This is a genomic window from Thiobaca trueperi (assembly GCF_004342175.1).
Lineage (GTDB): Bacteria > Pseudomonadota > Gammaproteobacteria > Chromatiales > Chromatiaceae > Thiobaca > Thiobaca trueperi.
On sequence record NZ_SMAO01000003.1, the window covers coordinates 442,859 to 461,254 of the forward strand.

At 63.8% G+C, this 18,396-nt stretch carries 13 protein-coding genes and 1 pseudogene; 10 read left to right on the forward strand and 4 right to left on the reverse strand.

The annotated features are described in order from the left end of the window. The first annotated feature begins 191 nt into the window (after positions 1-191). From EDC35_RS07780 to EDC35_RS07805, 7 genes and pseudogenes are all read left to right on the forward strand, one after another. Positions 192-1,265: an HlyD family secretion protein gene (locus EDC35_RS07780; RefSeq protein ID WP_132976668.1), complete on the forward strand. Its 1,074-nt coding sequence runs from the start codon at positions 192-194 to the stop codon at positions 1,263-1,265. Beyond that, complete coding sequence (gene rbbA / locus EDC35_RS07785) at positions 1,262-4,024, forward strand: ribosome-associated ATPase/putative transporter RbbA (RefSeq protein WP_132976669.1); 2,763 nt, start codon at positions 1,262-1,264, stop codon at positions 4,022-4,024. Before EDC35_RS07780 ends, rbbA begins: the two co-directional genes overlap by 4 nt. 2 nt (positions 4,025-4,026) lie before the next feature. After that, positions 4,027-5,151 (forward strand): ABC transporter permease, encoded by a 1,125-nt coding sequence (locus tag EDC35_RS07790; protein ID WP_132976670.1) that lies wholly within the window; start codon positions 4,027-4,029, stop codon positions 5,149-5,151. Between the two features lie 60 nt (positions 5,152-5,211). Then, entirely contained in the window at positions 5,212-6,972 is a 1,761-nt protein-coding gene (locus EDC35_RS07795) for an EAL domain-containing protein (protein WP_243651523.1), read from the forward strand. 204 nt (positions 6,973-7,176) lie between these two features. After that, a pseudogene (locus EDC35_RS19095) lies at positions 7,177-7,401 on the forward strand (phosphoketolase family protein); the annotation flags it as partial. Between the two features lie 18 nt (positions 7,402-7,419). After that, positions 7,420-7,560, forward strand: a complete 141-nt coding sequence (locus tag EDC35_RS19100; protein WP_243651543.1) for a phosphoketolase family protein — start codon at positions 7,420-7,422, stop codon at positions 7,558-7,560. A 62-nt stretch (positions 7,561-7,622) separates the two neighbouring features. Then, complete coding sequence (locus EDC35_RS07805) at positions 7,623-8,348, forward strand: L,D-transpeptidase (RefSeq protein WP_132976673.1); 726 nt, start codon at positions 7,623-7,625, stop codon at positions 8,346-8,348. 91 nt (positions 8,349-8,439) lie between these two features. On the opposite strand, the gene EDC35_RS07810 is transcribed toward EDC35_RS07805, so the two are convergent. From EDC35_RS07810 to EDC35_RS07820, 3 genes are all read right to left on the reverse strand, one after another. After that, entirely contained in the window at positions 8,440-9,123 is a 684-nt protein-coding gene (locus EDC35_RS07810; protein WP_243651525.1) for a hypothetical protein, read from the reverse strand. A gap of 467 nt (positions 9,124-9,590) precedes the next feature. Further along, positions 9,591-9,818, reverse strand: coding sequence for a YgaP family membrane protein (locus EDC35_RS07815; RefSeq protein ID WP_132976674.1), 228 nt, complete (start codon positions 9,816-9,818; stop codon positions 9,591-9,593). Between the two features lie 196 nt (positions 9,819-10,014). Beyond that, positions 10,015-10,161, reverse strand: a complete 147-nt coding sequence (locus tag EDC35_RS07820) for an entericidin A/B family lipoprotein (RefSeq protein WP_132976675.1) — start codon at positions 10,159-10,161, stop codon at positions 10,015-10,017. 279 nt (positions 10,162-10,440) lie between these two features. On the opposite strand from EDC35_RS07820, the gene EDC35_RS07825 reads away from it, so the two are divergent. The 3 genes from EDC35_RS07825 to EDC35_RS07835 all read left to right on the forward strand — a co-directional run bounded on the left by EDC35_RS07825 (position 10,441) and on the right by EDC35_RS07835 (position 16,756). After that, positions 10,441-13,488, forward strand: a complete 3,048-nt coding sequence (locus EDC35_RS07825; RefSeq protein WP_132976676.1) for a chemotaxis protein CheB — start codon at positions 10,441-10,443, stop codon at positions 13,486-13,488. Next, a complete protein-coding gene (locus EDC35_RS07830) occupies positions 13,485-15,212 on the forward strand; it encodes a hybrid sensor histidine kinase/response regulator (protein ID WP_132976677.1) in 1,728 nt (575 codons plus the stop codon). The genes EDC35_RS07825 and EDC35_RS07830 overlap by 4 nt, the downstream gene beginning before the upstream one ends. A gap of 107 nt (positions 15,213-15,319) precedes the next feature. Next, entirely contained in the window at positions 15,320-16,756 is a 1,437-nt protein-coding gene (locus tag EDC35_RS07835) for a sensor domain-containing diguanylate cyclase (protein ID WP_243651527.1), read from the forward strand. Positions 16,757-16,836: 80 nt separating this feature from the next. Here the strand turns inward: EDC35_RS07835 and mgtE are convergent, their stop codons facing one another. Continuing rightward, on the reverse strand, positions 16,837-18,279 hold the full coding sequence (mgtE, locus tag EDC35_RS07840) for a magnesium transporter (RefSeq protein ID WP_132976679.1): 1,443 nt from the start codon (positions 18,277-18,279) through the stop codon (positions 16,837-16,839). Positions 18,280-18,396: the final 117 nt, after the last annotated feature.

Genomic DNA, 18,396 nt, shown 5'->3' on the forward strand with positions numbered 1-18,396 from the left:
CGCTCTGTGTGGCAGCGTACAGACCCATTCCTCTCGGCAAGCGTAGCTTGACTCGAACTGCTTCAAACCGCTTCGGAGCGAAAAGCCGCGCTTCAGTGGGAGTCATCCCTAGGCCCAACTAACTGACACTGGCGAGATTCGAGTTAGATGCTCCATCACGACAATCAGGTTTCAGTGACGGAGTATCCATCATGACTCCACCAAGCAAGAAAAGAATCGCGTTCGTCGCTATCGCCATCGCCGTCTCAGTGATCGGCTGGCTGGCCTGGACCGCCATGAAACCTTCGGGGCCAGGTGCCGGCTTCGTCAGCGGCAACGGACGCATCGAGGCCACCGAGATCGATGTCGCCACCAAGCTCGCTGGCAGGGTGCAGGATATTCTGGTCAGCGAAGGCGATTTCGTGCAGGCCGGACAGCCGCTGGCGCGGATGCAGGTCGATGTCCTGGACGCGCAGCGCGACGAGGCGCTGGCCAAATCCCGTCAGGCCGTTACCGCCGTCGCCAGCGCCAAGGCCCAGGTCGCCGTGCGCCAGAGCGACACCGCCGCCGCGCAGGCCCTGGTGGGCCAGCGCGAAAGCGAGCTGGATGCCGCGCAGCGGCGCTACGCACGCTCCGAGACCCTGTCCGAAAAGGGCATGACGACCCGCCAGATCCTCGACGATGACCGCGCCCGCGTGCATGGCGCGGAGGCGACGCTGGCCGGTGCCGAGGCCCAGGTGATCGCGAGTCAGGCGGCGATCACGGCGGCGCGCGCCGCGGTCGTTGGTGCCAACTCGGGGGTCGAGGCGAGCGAGGCGACGGTCGCCCGCGTCGAGGCCGACATCCAGGACAGCCTGCTCAAATCCCCGCGCGCCGGGCGCGTGCAATATCGCATCGCCCAGCCCGGCGAGGTGCTGGGCGCCGGTGGCAAGGTGCTCAACCTGGTCGATCTGAGTGATGTCTACATGACCTTCTTCCTGCCTGAGACGGTGGCCGGTCGGGTGGCGTTGGGCAGCGAGGTGCATCTTGTGCTCGATGCAGCGCCGCAGTATGTGATTCCGGCGCGGGTGTCCTATGTCGCCAGTACCGCGCAGTTCACCCCCAAGACGGTCGAGACCGCCAGCGAGCGCCAGAAGCTGATGTTCCGCGTCAAGGCGCGGATCGATCCGGAACTGCTGCAACAGCACCGCAAGCTGGTCAAGACCGGTCTGCCCGGAATGGCCTGGCTCAAGCTCGATGCGGGCGCCGCCTGGCCGGCCAACCTGGTCATCAAGGTGCCGGATTGAGCGCCGTCGATCCATCGGCGCACGACACCACGGATCCAGTCGCCAGCCTGGCCGACGTCAGTCTGCACTACGGCAAGGTGGTGGCGCTGGACGGCATCACACTCGACATCCCGGCCGGGCGCATGGTCGGTCTGCTCGGCCCGGACGGTGTCGGCAAATCCAGCCTACTGGCGCTGCTGTCCGGTGCCCGCGCCATTCAAAAGGGTAGGGTACAGGCATTGGGCGGGGATATGGCGAGTGCGCGCCATCGCGGGCGCGTCTGCCCCCGAATCTCCTACATGCCCCAGGGTCTGGGCAAGAATCTCTATCCAACCCTGTCGATCGAGGAGAACCTCCAGTTCTTTGGCCGGCTGTTCGGCCATCCCGCTGCCGAGCGCCGCCGTCGCATCGACGCCCTGACTGCGAGTACCGGCCTGACGCCTTTCCTGTCGCGCCCGGCCGGCAAGCTCTCGGGCGGCATGAAACAGAAGCTCGGACTCTGCTGCGCCCTGATCCATGATCCGGACCTTTTGATCCTGGATGAGCCGACCACGGGCGTCGATCCGCTCGCCCGCTCGCAGTTCTGGGATCTGATCAAAGGGATAAGAATCGAGCAAACCGGCATGAGCGTGATCGTCGCCACCGCCTACATGGACGAGGCGCAGGGATTCGACTGGCTGGTGGCGATGGACGCCGGCCGTGTCCTGGCGACCGGCACGCCGGCCGAGCTGCTGGAGCGCACCGACAGCGAGTCGCTGGACGCGGCCTTCATCGCACTCTTGCCGGAGGACCGTCGGCGCGGCCATCGGGCCGTGACGATTCCCCCGCTCGCCGCCGGAGGCGACGCGGACATCGCCATCGAGGCGAAAGACCTCACCATGCGCTTCGGTGACTTCGTCGCCGTCGATCAGGTGAATCTCTCCATCCGTCGCGGCGAGATCTTTGGTTTCATCGGCTCCAACGGCTGCGGTAAGTCCACCACCATGAAGATGCTGACCGGACTGCTGCCGGCCAGCGCGGGCAGTGCGGCGCTGTTCGGGCAGGCGGTCGATCCCAGGGACATTGCGACGCGCCGCCGCGTGGGCTACATGTCGCAGGCGTTCTCGCTCTATGCGGAGCTGTCGGTACGTCAGAACCTGGTGCTGCACGCGCGTCTCTTCCAGGTACCGGAGGCCGGGATTCCGGCGCGGGTGGAGGAGATGGTCCAGCGTTTCGGTCTGGTCGAGTCGATCGACGCGCTGCCCGACACGCTGCCGCTGGGCATCCGCCAGCGTCTCTCGCTGGCCGTGGCCATGGTGCATCGACCGGAGCTGCTGATCCTGGATGAGCCCACCTCGGGCGTGGATCCCATCGCGCGCGACAGCCTCTGGCAACTGATGATCGACCTGGCGCGCAACGACCGGGTCACCATCTTCATCTCCACCCATTTCATGAACGAGGCCGGGCGCTGCGACCGCATCTCGCTGATGCATGCCGGGCGCGTGCTCGTCACCGATGCCCCGGACGAGCTGGTTCGCCAGCGCGGTACTGACACGCTGGAAGCGGCCTTCATCGGCTATCTGGAAGACGCCGGTGCGCGGGGCGAGACGTCCGTCGCGCCGGTGACAGCGGCCCCATCGGTTTCAGCCACCGCACCGCGCGCCCGTCGCCTTCCCTTCAGTCTGGGCCGCGCCTGGAGCTACGCACTGCGCGAGACGCTGGAGCTGCGACGCGACCCGATGCGCGCCACCATGGCTTTGGTGGGAACGGCGATGCTGATGTTCGTCTTCGGCTATGGCATCAGCCTGGACGTGGAGGATCTGAGCTACGCCGTGCTCGACCGCGACCAGACCGGCTCGAGCCAGAATTACGCCCTGAACCTGTCCGGCTCGCGCTACTTCGTCGAACGCCCGCCGATCCAGGACGACCGCGATCTCGACCGGCGGATGCGCGCCGGCCAGCTCGCGCTGGCCATCGAGATCCCGCACGGCTTCGCGCGTGACATCGCGCGCGGTCACAGCGTGCAGATCGGCGCCTGGGTGGACGGCGCCATGCCGGTGCGCGCCGAGACGGTGCGCGGCTATGTGCAGGGGATGCACCAGGGCTGGCTGCTGGAGCAGGCGAAACAGCAGCTCGGCCAGGACGCCGCGACCGGCCCGGCCACCATCGAGACCCGCTTTCGCTACAACCCCGACGTGCGCAGCCTGCCGGCGATGGTGCCGGCGGTCATCCCCATGCTCCTGCTGATGATCCCGGCGATGCTGACCGCGCTCTCGGTGGTGCGTGAAAAGGAGCTGGGCTCCATCATCAATCTCTACGTCACCCCGGTCACCCGCAGCGAATTCCTGCTCGGCAAGCAGATGCCGTACATCCTGCTGGCGACGCTCAACTTCACCCTGCTGACGCTGCTGGCCGTGATCGTCTTCGGGGTGCCGTTGAAAGGCAGCTTCCCGGCGTTGACGGCGGCGGCGCTGCTCTTCGTCACCTTCTCGACCGGCTTCGGTCTCTTCGCCTCCACCTTCACCCGCAGCCAGATCGCGGCTCTGTTCGTGACCATGATCGGCACCATCATCCCGGCCGTCCAGTTCTCCGGCATGCTCAACCCGGTGTCCTCGCTCGAAGGCGTGGGACATCTCATCGGTCAGGTCTATCCGGCCGCGTACTTCCTCACCATCACGCGTGGCGTCTTCAACAAGGCGCTGGGCTTCACCAGCCTCGAAGCCTCCTTCTGGCCGCTCGCGCTGGCGGTGCCGGTGATCCTGACCCTGTCGGTCCTGCTGTTGAAGAAGCAGGAGCGCTGAGGATGGCGCATCTCGCCAACATCTACCGCCTTGGCATCAAGGAACTCTGGAGCCTGGCGCGCGACCCGACGATGCTCGTCCTGATCGCCTACACCTTCACGCTGTCCATCTATGTCGCGGCCACGGCGATGCCGGAGACCCTGCACAAGGCGCCGATCGCCATCGTCGACGAGGACGGCTCGCCGCTGTCGGCGCGCATCGCCACCGCCTTCTATCCGCCGCGTTTCGATCCGCCGGCGATGATCCGCCTCTCGGAGATCGATGCCGGCATGGATGCCGGGACCTATACCTTCGTCCTGGACATCCCGCCGGACTTCCAGAGTGACGTGCTGGCCGGGCGCTCGCCCGCAATCCAGCTCGATGTCGACGCCACGCGCATGAGCCAGGCATTCACCGGCAGCAGTTTCGTCCAGCAGATGGTGCTGGGCGAGGTCGGCGAGTTCGTCCAGCGTTACCGGGGCACGGCCGCCTTGCCGGTGGAACTGGCTCTGCGCACCCGTTTCAATCCCAACCTGGAGCAGTCCTGGTTCGGCGCCCTGATGGAGATCATCAACAACGTCACCCTGCTGTCGATCATCCTGACCGGTGCGGCCCTGATCCGCGAGCGCGAGCACGGCACCATCGAGCACCTGCTGGCGATGCCGGTCACGCCCGCCGAGATCATGCTGGCCAAGGTCTGGTCGATGGGTCTGGTGGTATTGCTGGCCGCTGGCGTGGCGCTGGTGTTCGTCGTGCAAGGCGTGCTGCGCATCCCGATCGAGGGCTCGCTCGCGCTGTTCCTGGTCGCCGCCGCGCTGCATCTCTTCGCCACCACCTCGCTCGGCATCTTCATGGCCACCCTGGCGCGCTCCATGCCGCAGTTCGGCATGCTCGCGGTGCTCGTCCTGCTGCCGCTGCAACTGCTCTCGGGCAACTCCACCCCGCGCGAGAGCATGCCGGCGCTGGTGCAGGACGTGATGCTGGCCGCGCCGACCACGCACTTCGTCACCGCCGCCCAGGCCATCCTCTATCGCGGCGCCGGCCTCGACGTGGTCTGGCCGCCGTTCCTTGCGCTGGCAGCCATCGGCGCGGTGTTCTTCGGCATCGCGCTCAATCGCTTTCGCCGGACCATCAGCGCGATGGCTTGAATTCAGATCCTAAACGTCACCATGACTGGCATGATCGTCATGAACATGGAAGAAACACTGATGCGACATACCAGCCACGATCCAGTCACCGGGCTGCCCGGCCTGCCGCTGATCCGCGATCGGCTCGCCAACGCCCTGCAGCGTTCGCGGCGCAATGGGTTCAGCCTGGTGGTGCTGTTCGTCGATCTCGACGGCTTCCATCTGGTCAAGGACAGGGATGGCCATGACATCGGCGACCGGTTGCTCAAGAAGGTGGCCGAGCGGCTCGCCGAGCAGATCCGTCCGGGGGATACCCTGGCGCGTTTTGCCAATGAGGAATTTGTCATCCTCTGCGAGCAGATCGAACAGCCGGCCACGCTGTCCGTTCTGGCCGACCGCATCAACGAGGCTTTGCGTCAGCCATTGGAGTGCGGTGAGCGGCAATTGGTCGTGACGGCGAGCGTCGGGCTCGCCATCGGCAACGGCAATACCCACTGCGTCGATGATCTGTTGAGCCATGCCGAGACGGCGATGTCGGCGGTGAAGGAAGATGGCGGCGACGGCTGGCGGTTCTTCAGTCCGGGTCAGCACGATCAGGACCAGCAGCGGCTCGCCATCGTCAATGGACTGCGCACGGCGATCGAGCGCAACGAGCTGTCGATCCGTTTTCAGCCGATCGTCGTCGCCGAGAGCGGTCGCATCGTCGGCGCCGAACTGCTGCTGCGCTGGAACTCGTCCGAGGGCGAGATCCCGCCTGCAGTCTTCATCCCGATCGCCGAGATGACCGGCGTCATCGTGCCCATCGGCGCCTGGGTCTTCCGTCAGGCGTGTCTAGCCGAGGCGGACTGGCGTCGGCGCTGGGGCGCCGAGGCGCCCTATGTGTCGGTGAATGTCTCCCCGCGACAGTTGATCAAGGAATCGCTGGTCGAGGAGTTTGCCGCCATCCTGCGTGAGACGGGCGCGGACCCGGCGCGCCTGCTGCTGGAAATCACCGAGACCGCGCTGATGGCGGATGTCGAACTCAATCTGCGCATCCTGCGCCGCTTGACCGATCTGGGTCTGCGGGTGGCCGTGGACGATTTCGGTACCGGCTATTCCTCGCTGGCGCAATTGACCCGCCTGCCGGTCGCGGTGCTGAAGATCGACCGGGCCTTCGTCGATGGCCTCGACAAGCGCCCGGAGCACCGCGCGGTCATCCGCGCCGTGATCGGGCTGGGTCGCGCGCTGGGACTGAAACTGGTGGCGGAAGGCGTCGAGACCGACGCCCAGTGTCTCGAACTCCGCGCCCATGGCTGCGAGTTCGCCCAAGGCTATTATTTTCACCGCCCGCTCGAAGAGCCGGCGTTCGTCGCAACCCTGGAGTCCGGGCTTCGGGGCGGCGGCCTGCCTGACCCGGCGCTGTCGCTCTACTTCCTGATCTATGTCAGCCAGGCGACGCCGCCGATGTCCGGGGCGACGCTCGACGCCCTGCGGGAACAATCCAGAACCCTCAATCGTTCGACCGGCCTGACCGGCTGTCTGCTCTACCAGGACGGACTCTTCATGCAGATGCTCGAAGGCCAGCGGGAGGTCTTGTCCGCGCTGATGGACAGGATCAAGACCGACCCGCGTCACCGTGATGTGCGCATCGTCATCGAGGGCTTGGCGCGCCATCGCATTTTTCTGGACTGGGGCATGGTCGTGCGCGATCTGACGCCCGGCCCGAACGAGCCGGATTTCACGCCCTGGCAGCACCGCCGCTTGAGTTTCCGCGATCTGGCCGAGGATGCGCGGACCTGCTACGTCTATCTCACCGCCTACGCGGGCTGCGGCATGTCGGAGGGAATCTCAGTGCTGTCGTGACGCCAGCGTGCGTCCCTGTCTCTTGCTTGCGCCTCAATGCTTTCGCAACCCTATGTTCTGCAACGCACAGACCGACGGGGGGGCAAGGGTGTCTGCTGGCGATTCCCGGACGCGCGATGTCCGGTATCCGCTCGCCACCGCCTCGATGGGCCGCTTCACGGCCAGGCGGCATCACTCATGCTTGACCCATTGCGGAATCGGCCCATGACCACGACGACCCAAACCCTTGACCCGGAGCGCCTGCGCAAGCTCGACGCCTGTTGGCGTGCGGCAAACTATCTCTCGGTCGGTCAGATCTATCTCTACGACAATCCGCTGCTGAAAGAGCCACTCGCACTGTCGCACATCAAACCGCGCCTGCTCGGCCACTGGGATACGACGCCGGGCTTAAGCTTCATCTACGCGCATCTCAACCGCGTCATCAGAGACAACCTGGTCGCCGATGTCATTGACCGGGTGCCGCGACTCGGCCCCAGGGCCGCCTACGCCAGGCAGGCCATTCGCGACAGGCGCATTGAGCACCAGCAATACATCGCCGAGCATGGCGAGGATCTGCCGGAAGTGAGGGATTGGAAATGGGCGCCATAGAACAATCGGCAACGGGCGGCCAGCGCCCGGCGCGCGGTCGTCACAGGGGGGGCGATCAGCCGATGATCGGCACGGCACTCAGCCTGTGTTGTGTGCTGTTGATTGCCGGGTGCGGCCCGCATCTGGCAACGAAGGAGGACCATACCGCTCATCGGTCCAACCCGATGCTCAATACAAACCATGCGGAAGAGGCAGAGGTTCCGTTCGTGACGGAACCCAAAACGGCCATGCCAGAGGGTTCCAGACAGGCCAACTTTGCGTCGGAGAGCGCATCGCGCAGGACACGGGAGACGGCGGATTGGGTGGTCGGTTCAAGAGACAATCTCAACCTGCCGTTCGCGATTGTCGATAAGGTCAACGCCAGGGTCTATGTCTTTGGCGCGGACGGACAGCTACAGGGCGCGGCCCCCGTGCTGCTGGGTCTGGGGCAGGGCGATGAGGTCGCCCCCGGCATCAGTGACATGCCGATGTCACGTATTCCCCCCGTGCAGCGCACGACGCCCGCAGGTCGTTTCGTGACGGCCATGGGTCGCAATTCTCATGGCAAGGAAATCCTCTGGCTGGACTACAAAAATGCCATTTCCATGCATCCGGTCGTGACGGGCAGACCCCAAGAGCGCCGGGCGCAACGCCTGGACTCGCCATCGCCGCTCGATAACCGTATTTCCTATGGCTGCATCAATGTACCGGTGAAATTCTTCAAGGACGAGATACATCGCCTGTTTGCCGGGACGGCCGGCGTTGTTTATGTCATGCCGGAAACCGGGCGGGTCAGACCCTCATCCTGAATACGCAACCAAACCGCGCCAGCTCATGCGGTCGTCAATGCTGTCAGGGTCGATCCAAACCAAAAACATCAGATACCGCACGGGGCGAGGTTTAAAAGGAAAACGCCGCTGGTTCCAGGAGGCCCGGCGGCGGGGCATGACATAGCTCATCGATTGCGTGCGGGGTAGCATTCAGACGTGCGAAAGGCGGTTCCCAGGCCCTCTTCCTGTCGCTCCAGCTCGGCAGAGGCATGACCAGTGGCAGATGGCCGTTCGGGCGAAACCAGGAGTCAACGCTCCAGGGAAGTCCGGTTTCCGTATCGAGGATAACGGCTGTCCAGTGAACCGCCGTGAGATCGAAAAGACTGCGCACTTTCGGCGATGCGACCGTCCAGCCGGCCAATTCCCGGAGATCCCGGAGAATATGCAGATAGGTCGTGGTGTTGCTGGCATTGTCGATACAATCCATTCGCCCCGCGACATCCGCCTCGGCATCGTTAATGGCCAGGTCGTTGGCCAGCAGCGGCTGATACATTTGTGCCAGTAATTCCATTTGCCAGATGCCGATACGCACATGCTGCAAGCGATCATGAAGACTGGTGCCCGGACAAAGCGCCAGATGCCTTTTCAGGAGGGCCATATCCTTGGGAGTAAAGGTCATGGTCTGTCTGCGCGCACAGGACCAGTTAAAGCAGATCCGCAGCGTGACGGACCCCTGCGGGCCGATCACATCGTTATGGCTGACGAGTATGGCGAAGAAACCGATCACAGCGGGCCGCAAAGGCATGAAGGTCATGACAATGGTGTCAACGATTTGCGCCAAATATGAAGCTGAAAGACTTTAAATCGCGTCTTCTACCAGCTTTGTTAATGTGCCAGCACTCTGGACGCAGTTTAATGGTCTTGCGCCGCCCCTTCGACCTTCGCCGTCAACTGTGAATTGTTCAATTTCAAAGTTGAGGGCGCATAGCATTGAAACCGGGAAGTGATTAATTGCGATCTGGTTTTGGCTCATACATCGGGGCCACCGGGGCGGCGGTGTATGGCGCCGGCTCATGCTTCGAGGCGGTACTGCAAGCCGAGAGCAGCAGTACCAGCGTCATGGTGCTGAGAAGCGGTTGTAGAGATGTTGCTCATTTGTCGTGACCTAATGAGTTGGAATTGGAAATTCACGCGACTGAAAGTACGACGGCGATGTCGATGCCTGACTGCCAGCGCCCACCGCCGGGTCCGATGACCCGTCAGGCGGGCGCCCGCACGGGCCTATTTGCCCAGGGGGGCTACGTCCTTGCTGGCGCTGTCGGTGCTGAAATCGAAGAGGGTATAGCTCGGGCAGAAACGGAAGTAAGCGGTGGCGAGCAGCACCGCGCCGAGGACTCCGCCGACCCAGCTACTGCCGCGAAAGACGGCGACGATCAGGAGGACGCCGACAATCGCGCGGATCAGACGATCGATGTTGCCGACATTGGTTTTGCTGATATCGAAATGCATAACATGTGCTCCAGTGGTTGAGGATAGACCTTGGCCTCCGTGCCGGATCGGCCCGTAGCGGGATCGGTTGAGATCGGGTCGCGGTTCCGGTCCTTCCGTCCGCCGCATGGCGGGCGGGAAGTCCTGAGAAATCATGCGAAACCAGGAGCGTGCGCCACGGCAGGTTGCGGCGCTCCTCCAGCGGTGCGCGGGCGCCTCACATATCCGCCTTGACGTCTCTTGCCGTCTCGCTCACGGCATCGCCGCCGCGCTGGATGTCCTTGCCGGCGCCCTCCATGGTATTGCAGCCGAATAATCCACTGATCGTGATCAGCAGCATCAGTGCCAGGAGCCTGTTCATCATCGTCACCTGTTGTCGTTGCCATCGGTTGGCGTTGCACCACGGTCGGTCCTGCGTGCATCTGCACCGGATTTGACTGAATCTATGCCATGCAGGCCATGCATTTCAGTGCGCTAGCGAACTTAGGATGATGTGCTGTCCTGCGATGTTTGCTGGAGCAGCATCTGAAGGGGGTTGAACCGTCGCCATTTCGATGATGCCTGTTGGGTATCTGTACCCATTATCATTTGGTGTCAGGATCTGCGACGATAGCCCCTGGTTCTGCGGAAATGGATGGTAGGCATGAAGCACAGAACGCTGGAGCAGTCAGATGCGCCAGAGGCCACGTCGGAATCGATACCCGCATCCTTGGATGTCGAGCCGGAGCCATTGCCTGATCGGTCTTTCCCGATTGTTGGTATCGGTGCTTCGGCGGGCGGACTGGCGGCCTTCGAGGCGTTTTTCTCGGCCATTCCGGCTGACATCGAAACCGGCATGGCCTTCGTGCTGGTGCAGCATCTCGCGCCCGATCACAAGAGCATCCTCACCGAACTGGTCAGACGCTATACCCGCATGCAGGTGCATGAGGTCGAGGATGGCATGGTGGTGCAGCCCGATTGCGCCTACATCATTCCGCCCAAGCTCGACATGGCCCTCTACAACGGCGCCCTGCGTCTGCTGGAACCCTCGGCACCGCGCGGTCTGCGGCTGCCGATCGATTTCTTTTTCCGCTCGCTGGCGCAGGATCAGCACGAACGGGCGATCTGTGTCGTGCTCTCCGGCACCGGCAGCGACGGCACCCTGGGCGCAAGGGCGATCAAGGGAGAAGGCGGACTGGTCATGGCGCAGGCACCCAAGACCGCCGCCTATGACGGCATGCCGAACAGCGTCATCGCCACCGGGCTGACCGATTTCGTGCTGCCGCCGGCGGAGATGCCGGAGCAGCTCATGAACTATGTCACGCATGCCTTTGGCATGGGTCGGCATGCGGCCATGCCCTCAGCCCCCAAGGTCGAGAATGCGCTGACCAGGATCTGTATCCTGCTGCGCGACCAGACCACGCACGACTTTTCACAATATAAACAGAGCACCCTGATCCGGCGGATCGAGCGGCGCATGGCGCTGCATCAGATCGAGCGGCAGGGGGACTATGTCCACTATCTGCAACAGACTCCGGAAGAGATCGAGGCGCTGTTTCGCGACCTGCTGATCGGCGTCACCAGTTTTTTCCGCGATCCCGACGCCTTCGCGGTGCTGGAGCAGGACGTCATCCCGCGTCTTTTCATCGCCAGGCCAAGAGAGGCGACGGTGCGGATCTGGGTCTGCGGCTGTTCCACCGGCGAGGAGTCCTATTCCATCGCCATCCTCGTCAAGGAACATCTGGACACCCTGAAACATCCGTTCAAGGTGCAGATCTTTGCCAGCGATGTCGATGCGCGGGCGATCGGACAGGCACGGGCAGGCGTCTATCCGGCCAATATCGCCGCCGATGTCTCGCCCGCACGTCTGGCCCGTTTTTTCGTTCAGGATACGGCGGACGGGAGCTACCGCATTCATAAAAGCATCCGCGATCTGCTGGTGTTCTCCGAGCATGACCTGATCCAGGCGCCGCCATTCTCACGCATCGACCTCATCAGTTGCCGCAATCTGCTTATCTATCTCAATGGCGACTTGCAGAAACGGCTGATCCCGCTGTTCCACTATGCACTGAATCCGAGCGGCATCCTCTTTCTGGGCAACTCGGAGACAGTGGGCGAATTGATCAATCTGTTCACGCCCTTGAATCGAAAATGGAAGATCTATGTCCGTCAGGATCAGTTGACCAGCGCCCCCTTGCAGGCACTCGGCGGCGCGCTGCGCTCAACACGGACGAGCATCGCCAATCTGCCGATGCCAGCGACCACCGAGCGGTACGCGAGCCGGATCGATCTGCGTGCGCTGACCGAGCAGGCGCTGCTGCATCATTTCAATCCGGTCGGCATCCTCGCCAACAGTCGCGGCGAGATTCTTCATATCTACGGGCGCACCGGACTTTACCTGGAGCCAGCGCCGGGAGATGCGGCGCTCAATCTCTTTTCGATGGCGCGCGAGGGTCTGCGCCGGGCGGTCACCGCCGCGCTGCATCGGGTGGTGACGAGCAAGGGCGTGGTGCGGCTGCCGGGGCTGCGGGTCAAGACCAACGGCGATTTCACCAGCGTCAACCTGACCGTGCATACCGTGCAGGGCGCTGGCGACGCCGCAGCGGATCTCTATGTCGTGGTGCTGGAAGCGGTGCAGCCATTGGTGCCGGAGGCTCTGAGTCCGGCCCGGCCTGCCGACGGCGAGGCCCCCCCGCCAACCGAGTTCGAGGTGCGGATCACCGAGCTTGAACAGGAGTTGCGCGCCAAGGAGGAATATCTCCAGACCACCCTGGAAGAGATGGAAACCGCCAACGAAGAGCTGAAATCGACCAACGAGGAGATGCAGTCGGTCAACGAGGAACTGCAATCCACCAACGAGGAACTGGAGACCTCCAAGGAAGAACTGCAATCGGTCAACGAGGAACTGGCCACGGTCAACGTCGAACTCCAGACCAAGGTCGCCGACCTCTACCGCGCCAACAACGACATGAACAATCTGCTGGCCGGAACCGGTGTCGCCACCCTGTTCGTCGATCACCAGTTGCGGATCACCCGCTTCACCCCTGCCGCGACCCAGTTGATCAAACTCATCCAGACCGACATCGGGCGCTCGGTGGGCGACATCGTCTCCAATCTGGTGGATCAGGATTTGCTGGCGAGCGTACAGCGGGTGCTGGAGAGCCTGATTCCCGTGGAGCAGGAGGTTCAGACCCGTGAGGGTCAGTGGTTCCTGATGCGCATCGGGCCTTACCGCACCCTGGACAATGTCATTGAAGGCGCAGTGATTTCATTCATCGACATCTCTGCACGCAAGCAGATGGAAGACGATCTGCGCGCGGCGCAGGTGCTCGCCGAAGGCATCGTGGATGCCGTGCGCGAACCGCTGGTGGTGCTGGATCAGGCGCTGTGCGTGGTTTCGGCCAACCGCGCCTTTCAGCATCACTTCTGCCTGTCCGGGCAGATGATCGAGGGTCGTCCGCTGCTCGAACTCAACGGGGGGCGGTGGGACATCCCGGCCCTGCGCGAATTACTTGCGTCCATCCAGGCCAGCGGTGACAACTTCGATGATTTCGAGATCGCCCACGTTTTTCCGCAGCTCGGGCCGCGCACCATGCTGCTGAATGCCCGCCGTCTCGATCCGGGAGCCGGCAAACCCGGCGTCATTCTACTCGTGATCGACGACATCACCGCCCGGCCCCGCCGGTCGGCGCCTGCGGGGGATGAGGCATGAGCAGCGAGCGGAGAACTCAGCCTGATGCCGTTGCGCCGCTGGCGCATGCCGAAACCGAGTCCAGTCAGTCGCTGCGCCGACTGGCGGAAGACCGTCTGTCGCATCCGGATCGCCGCGAGCGGCTGGACTTGACCCCCGATGAGGCGGCTCAACTGCTGCAAGAGCTGCGTGTCCATCAGGTCGAACTGGAGATGCAGAACGAGTCGCTGCGCGACACCCAGGAGGCACTGGAACGTTCGCGGGCGCGTTATTTCGATCTCTATGAACTCGCCCCGGTGGGCTATGTCACCCTCGCCGAAGCGGGACTGATCGAAGAGGCGAATCTCGCCGCCGCGCTGCTCCTGGAGACGCCGCGCGGACTGCTGATCGGTCAGACCCTGACCCGCTTCATCCTTCCCGAGGATCAGGACGTTTTTTACCGCAGCCGCCTGTGTCTCTTCACCACCGGGGAGCAGCAGGCGTGCGAGCTGCGTCTGCGGCGGACGGGCGGCGCCTCGCTCTGGGTACAACTGCAACTGACCCAGGGCATGGATTCGATGGCCGAAGCCCGTCAGGCGCGCATCACCCTGAGCGACATCGACGCGCGCAAACAGGCCGAGTCGGTGCTGCACGAGGAGGAGCAGCGCAAGGACCAGTTTCTCGCCATGCTCGGACATGAGCTGCGCAATCCGCTCGCGCCGATTTTGCATGTCGCCGAGAGTCTGCGGCTCGCGCCGTCGCGCGACCCGCAACACATCCGCCAGGCATCGGAGATCCTCACGCGCCAGGTCGGTCATCTCACCCGACTGGTGGACGATCTGCTCGATGTCGCCCGCATCGGTCGCGGTGTCATGCACCTCGCCAAAGCCGCGTGCGACCTGCGCGAGGCGGCGGAAAGCGCCGCCGAGCAGGTGCGCCCGCTTCTGGCGCAACACGGGCAACGCCTGGAGATGGCGCTCCCCGATACGCCCGTGATGCTGGAAGGCGATCCCGTGCGTCTTGCTCAGGTCATCGCCAATCTGCTGCGCAATGCCAGCCAGTTCAGCGAAGCCGAGACGCCGGTCTCCCTCACGCTGGAGGTGCAGGACGGCGTCGCGGTGCTGCGGGTGCGCGACCGGGGGATCGGTCTGCCTCAGCCACTGTTGCCGCACCTCTTCGGTCCCTTCGCGCGCGGGGAGATGTCGGAACACGCCCAGGGCGGACTGGGGATGGGGCTGGCGCTGGTCAAGGGTCTGGTGGAACTGCACGGCGGGAGCGTCGAGGCGAGCAGCCCCGGACCGGGCCAGGGCAGTATCTTTGGCGTGCGTCTGCCGCTGTCGGGCGCAGCCGTCGCCGTCGCTGCTCCCGCGCTCCAGTTGGCGGGGCCGGCGGTTCGCCAAATCCTGGTGGTCGATGACAACCCGGACGTGGCCGAAGCCTTTGCCCTGCTGCTGGACATCCTGGGTCAGCAGGTCGAGACTGTGGCGGACGGGCCAGCGGCACTGGACGCGGCGGCACGTCTGCGCCCGGATCTGATCCTGCTCGACCTCGGACTGCCCGGCATGGACGGCTTTGAGGTCGCACGCCGGTTACGCGCGTCCGGGTGCACGGCGCGGCTGGTTGCCGTCACCGGCTACGGTGAGGAGCATGACCTTGAAGACGGCAAAGCGGCAGACTTCGATGAACAGCTGCTGAAACCGCTTGGACAGGACGCCGTCATCGCCATGCTGGCGCGCTGTCCTGTCGGGGTTGTAGGGGCGAATTAATTCGCCCCTACTACTGACGGCTATCCATCCGTTCCCATGGAGGATGCATGATTAACCTGGACGACTCCCGCCATGTGCCAGTCGCTTTTGCGAGTGACCCGGTATCAATGCTAACCCTGCGCCAGCGGGCGGAGGCGCAGCTCGGGATCCTGGACGTGGACGAGCACGCCATCACCCCCGAGGCGGCCAGGCGACTGGTGCATGAACTGCGCGTGCATCAGATCGAACTGGAGATGCAGAACGATGAGCTGCGCCGCGTCCAGGATGCACTGGAACTGTCGCTCATGCGCTACTTTGACCTCTATGAGCTGGCCCCGGTGGGCTATCTGACCCTCAACCAACTGGGCCTGATCCAGCAGGCCAATCTGGCGGCGGCCAGACTGCTCGAAACCCCGCGCATCCATCTGCTCGACCAGCCTCTGAGCCGTTTCATCCTTCCCGAAGATCAGGACATTCATTACCGCCATCGTCAGCAGCTCTGGTCCACCAGCGAGCGCCAATCCTACGAAATACGCCTGCGTCAAGCGGATGCCGAGCCGGTCTGGGTGCGTCTGGAGACCACGCTCGCGCCGGAAGTGGAGGGCGACCCGTCCGTGTGGCGGGTCAATCTGGTCGATATCAGCGAACGCAAGCGCAGCGAGCGCGATCTGCTCGACACGCAGGAACGGCTGCGTCTGGTGGCCGAGATCGCCGAACTGACCTTCTGGGAATGGGATCCCCGCACCAATGCGGTCTTCTTTCCGCCCGAATGGTGGCGGCAAACCGGCTATGCGCTGGGTGAACTCCCACGGTGGCTCGGCGACTGGGCCACCCTGCTGCACCCCGAAGACCGCGAGCGGATCCTGGCCTGTCTCGGTGGCTTCGCCGCCGAGGACCATGCCGCGCCTTGCGAGATCCAATATCGGCTGCGCCGCAAGGACGGGATTTACCGCTGGTTCGCGGCCCGTCTGGAGTCAATCCGGAATGGGGCGGACACCGTGGTGCGTGTGCTGCTGGTGCATCAGGATGTCACCCGGCGCAAGGAATCCGAGGATCAGGCGGTGCGGCTGGCGCAGCACGATCCGCTGACCGGACTCCCCAGCCGCGCCCTGCTCGATCAACTGGCCAATCACATGCTGGCGAGCGCCCGCCGCTCGGGCGACCAGTTGGCGATCCTCTTTTTCGATCTGGATCGTTTCAAGCCGATCAACGACACCTACGGGCATGCGGTCGGTGACCGGCTGTTGCAGTCGGTTGCGCAGCGGCTGCGGGACGCCTTCCGCGCCGAGGATCTGGTTGCGCGGCTGGGTGGCGATGAGTTCGTCGTGGTGCTGGCGCGCATCGGCGACAGCGACGACGCAGCGCGTGCGGCGCGCACCGCCATCGCGGCGCTGACCCTGCCGCACCGGATCGACAAGTTGGAGCTGACCTGTCTCCCGAGTCTCGGCATCAGTCTCTTTCCGCAGGACGGCGAGACGGTCGATCAACTGATCCAGCGTTCGGATACCGCCATGTATCACGCCAAGCAGATCAGCCCCGGTCAGTATCAGTTCGTCACCGATTAAACCGTGTCAGCGCGGACGTTCATCAGTCGCCAGCGAGACCTGACCAATGCACAAGCACCGCCTGCCGCACCGGATGCGGTTTAGAGCAGAAACACCGTCGCCAGTCCCAGGAAGATGAAAAATCCGCCGGAATCGGTCAGTGCGGTAATCAGCACCGAACTGCCGAGCGCCGGATCCCGGCCAAAATGCTGACGGATCAGCGGGATCAGCACCCCGGCGGTGGCGGCGAGCAGCAGGTTGAGAATCATGGCGGCGGTCATGACCAGACCCAGCGACGGGCTCAGATAGAGCCACCAGGCCAGCAGCCCGACCACGCCGCCCCAGATCAGACCATTGATGAGCGCCACGCCCAGCTCCTTGCCGAGCAGCCGCCACAGCGCGCTCGGTTCGACCTGACCCATGGCGATGGCGCGCACGATCAGCGTGATGGTCTGATTGCCCGCGTTGCCACCGATGCCGGCGATGATTGGCATCAGCGCAGCCAGCGCGACCAGCTTTTCGATTGAACCCTCAAACAGCCCTATGACGCGCGAGGCGGCGAAGGCCGTCACCAGATTGATCGCCAGCCAGGCCCAGCGGTTTTTCACCGAGCGGATGACCGGCGCGAAGATGTCTTCTTCCTCGCGCAGACCGGCATGACTGAAGATCTCGGCCTCGGACTCTTCGCGGATCTGATCGACCATTTCGGCTACTGTGATCCGTCCGATCAGGTGCCGCTCCGCATCGATGACCGGCACCGACACCAGATCGTAACGCTCGAACGCCTTGGCCGCGCCGCAGGCGTCATCGTTCGGGGCGAAGGTCACGAGCGATCTGGCCTTCATCGCCTCAGAAACAAGCGTCTCCGGCTCGTTGATGAGCAGCGACTCCAACGTCAGGACACCGCGCAGACGCTCCTCGCGGTCGATGACGAAAAGTTTGTCGGTATGGTCCGGCAGCGCCTCGAAGCGGCGCAGATAGCGCAGCACCACTTCGAGGGTCACGTCCTCGCGCACCGTCACCATGTCGAAGTCCATCAGGGCGCCGACCGTGCCCTCGGGATAGGACATGGCGGCGCGCACCTGCTCCTGTTCCTCCTGATCGAGCGAGTCGATGACCTCCTGCATCACCTCCGGCGGCAGATCGGGCGCCAGATCGGCCAGTTCGTCGGCATCCAGGGTCTCCACAGCGGCCCTGATCTCGTCCGGGTCCATGGTCTCGATGAGGGTGGCGCGGACGGCGTCCGAGACCTCCAGCAGGATGTCACCGTCCTTCTCGGCGCGCACCAGATCCCAGACATAGCGGCGTTCAGTGAGCGGCAGGGCTTCGAGAATGTGGGCAATGTCGGCGGGATGCAGTTGATCGAGCTTGCGCCGCAGCCGCGCCAGATTCTGCTTGTGGGTGATGGATTCAACCAGCTTCTGATGCGGCATGCGCTGGCGGTGGACGAGATCCTCGACCAGTTGCTGACGCGACAGCAACTCTTTCACATCGCGTAAATGGCGGTGAAGAGCATCCGGGTCGCGCGGCTTTTGCTCGGTCATAAGGATGTCGCCTGAGAGGTTGCGTTACGGTTTAAGGTCGTTCGTACCGGTTAAATTTTACCTGAACGGCGTCTCACCGAAGGTTGTTGGTCGCCATCAGACCAGCTTTCACTCGAA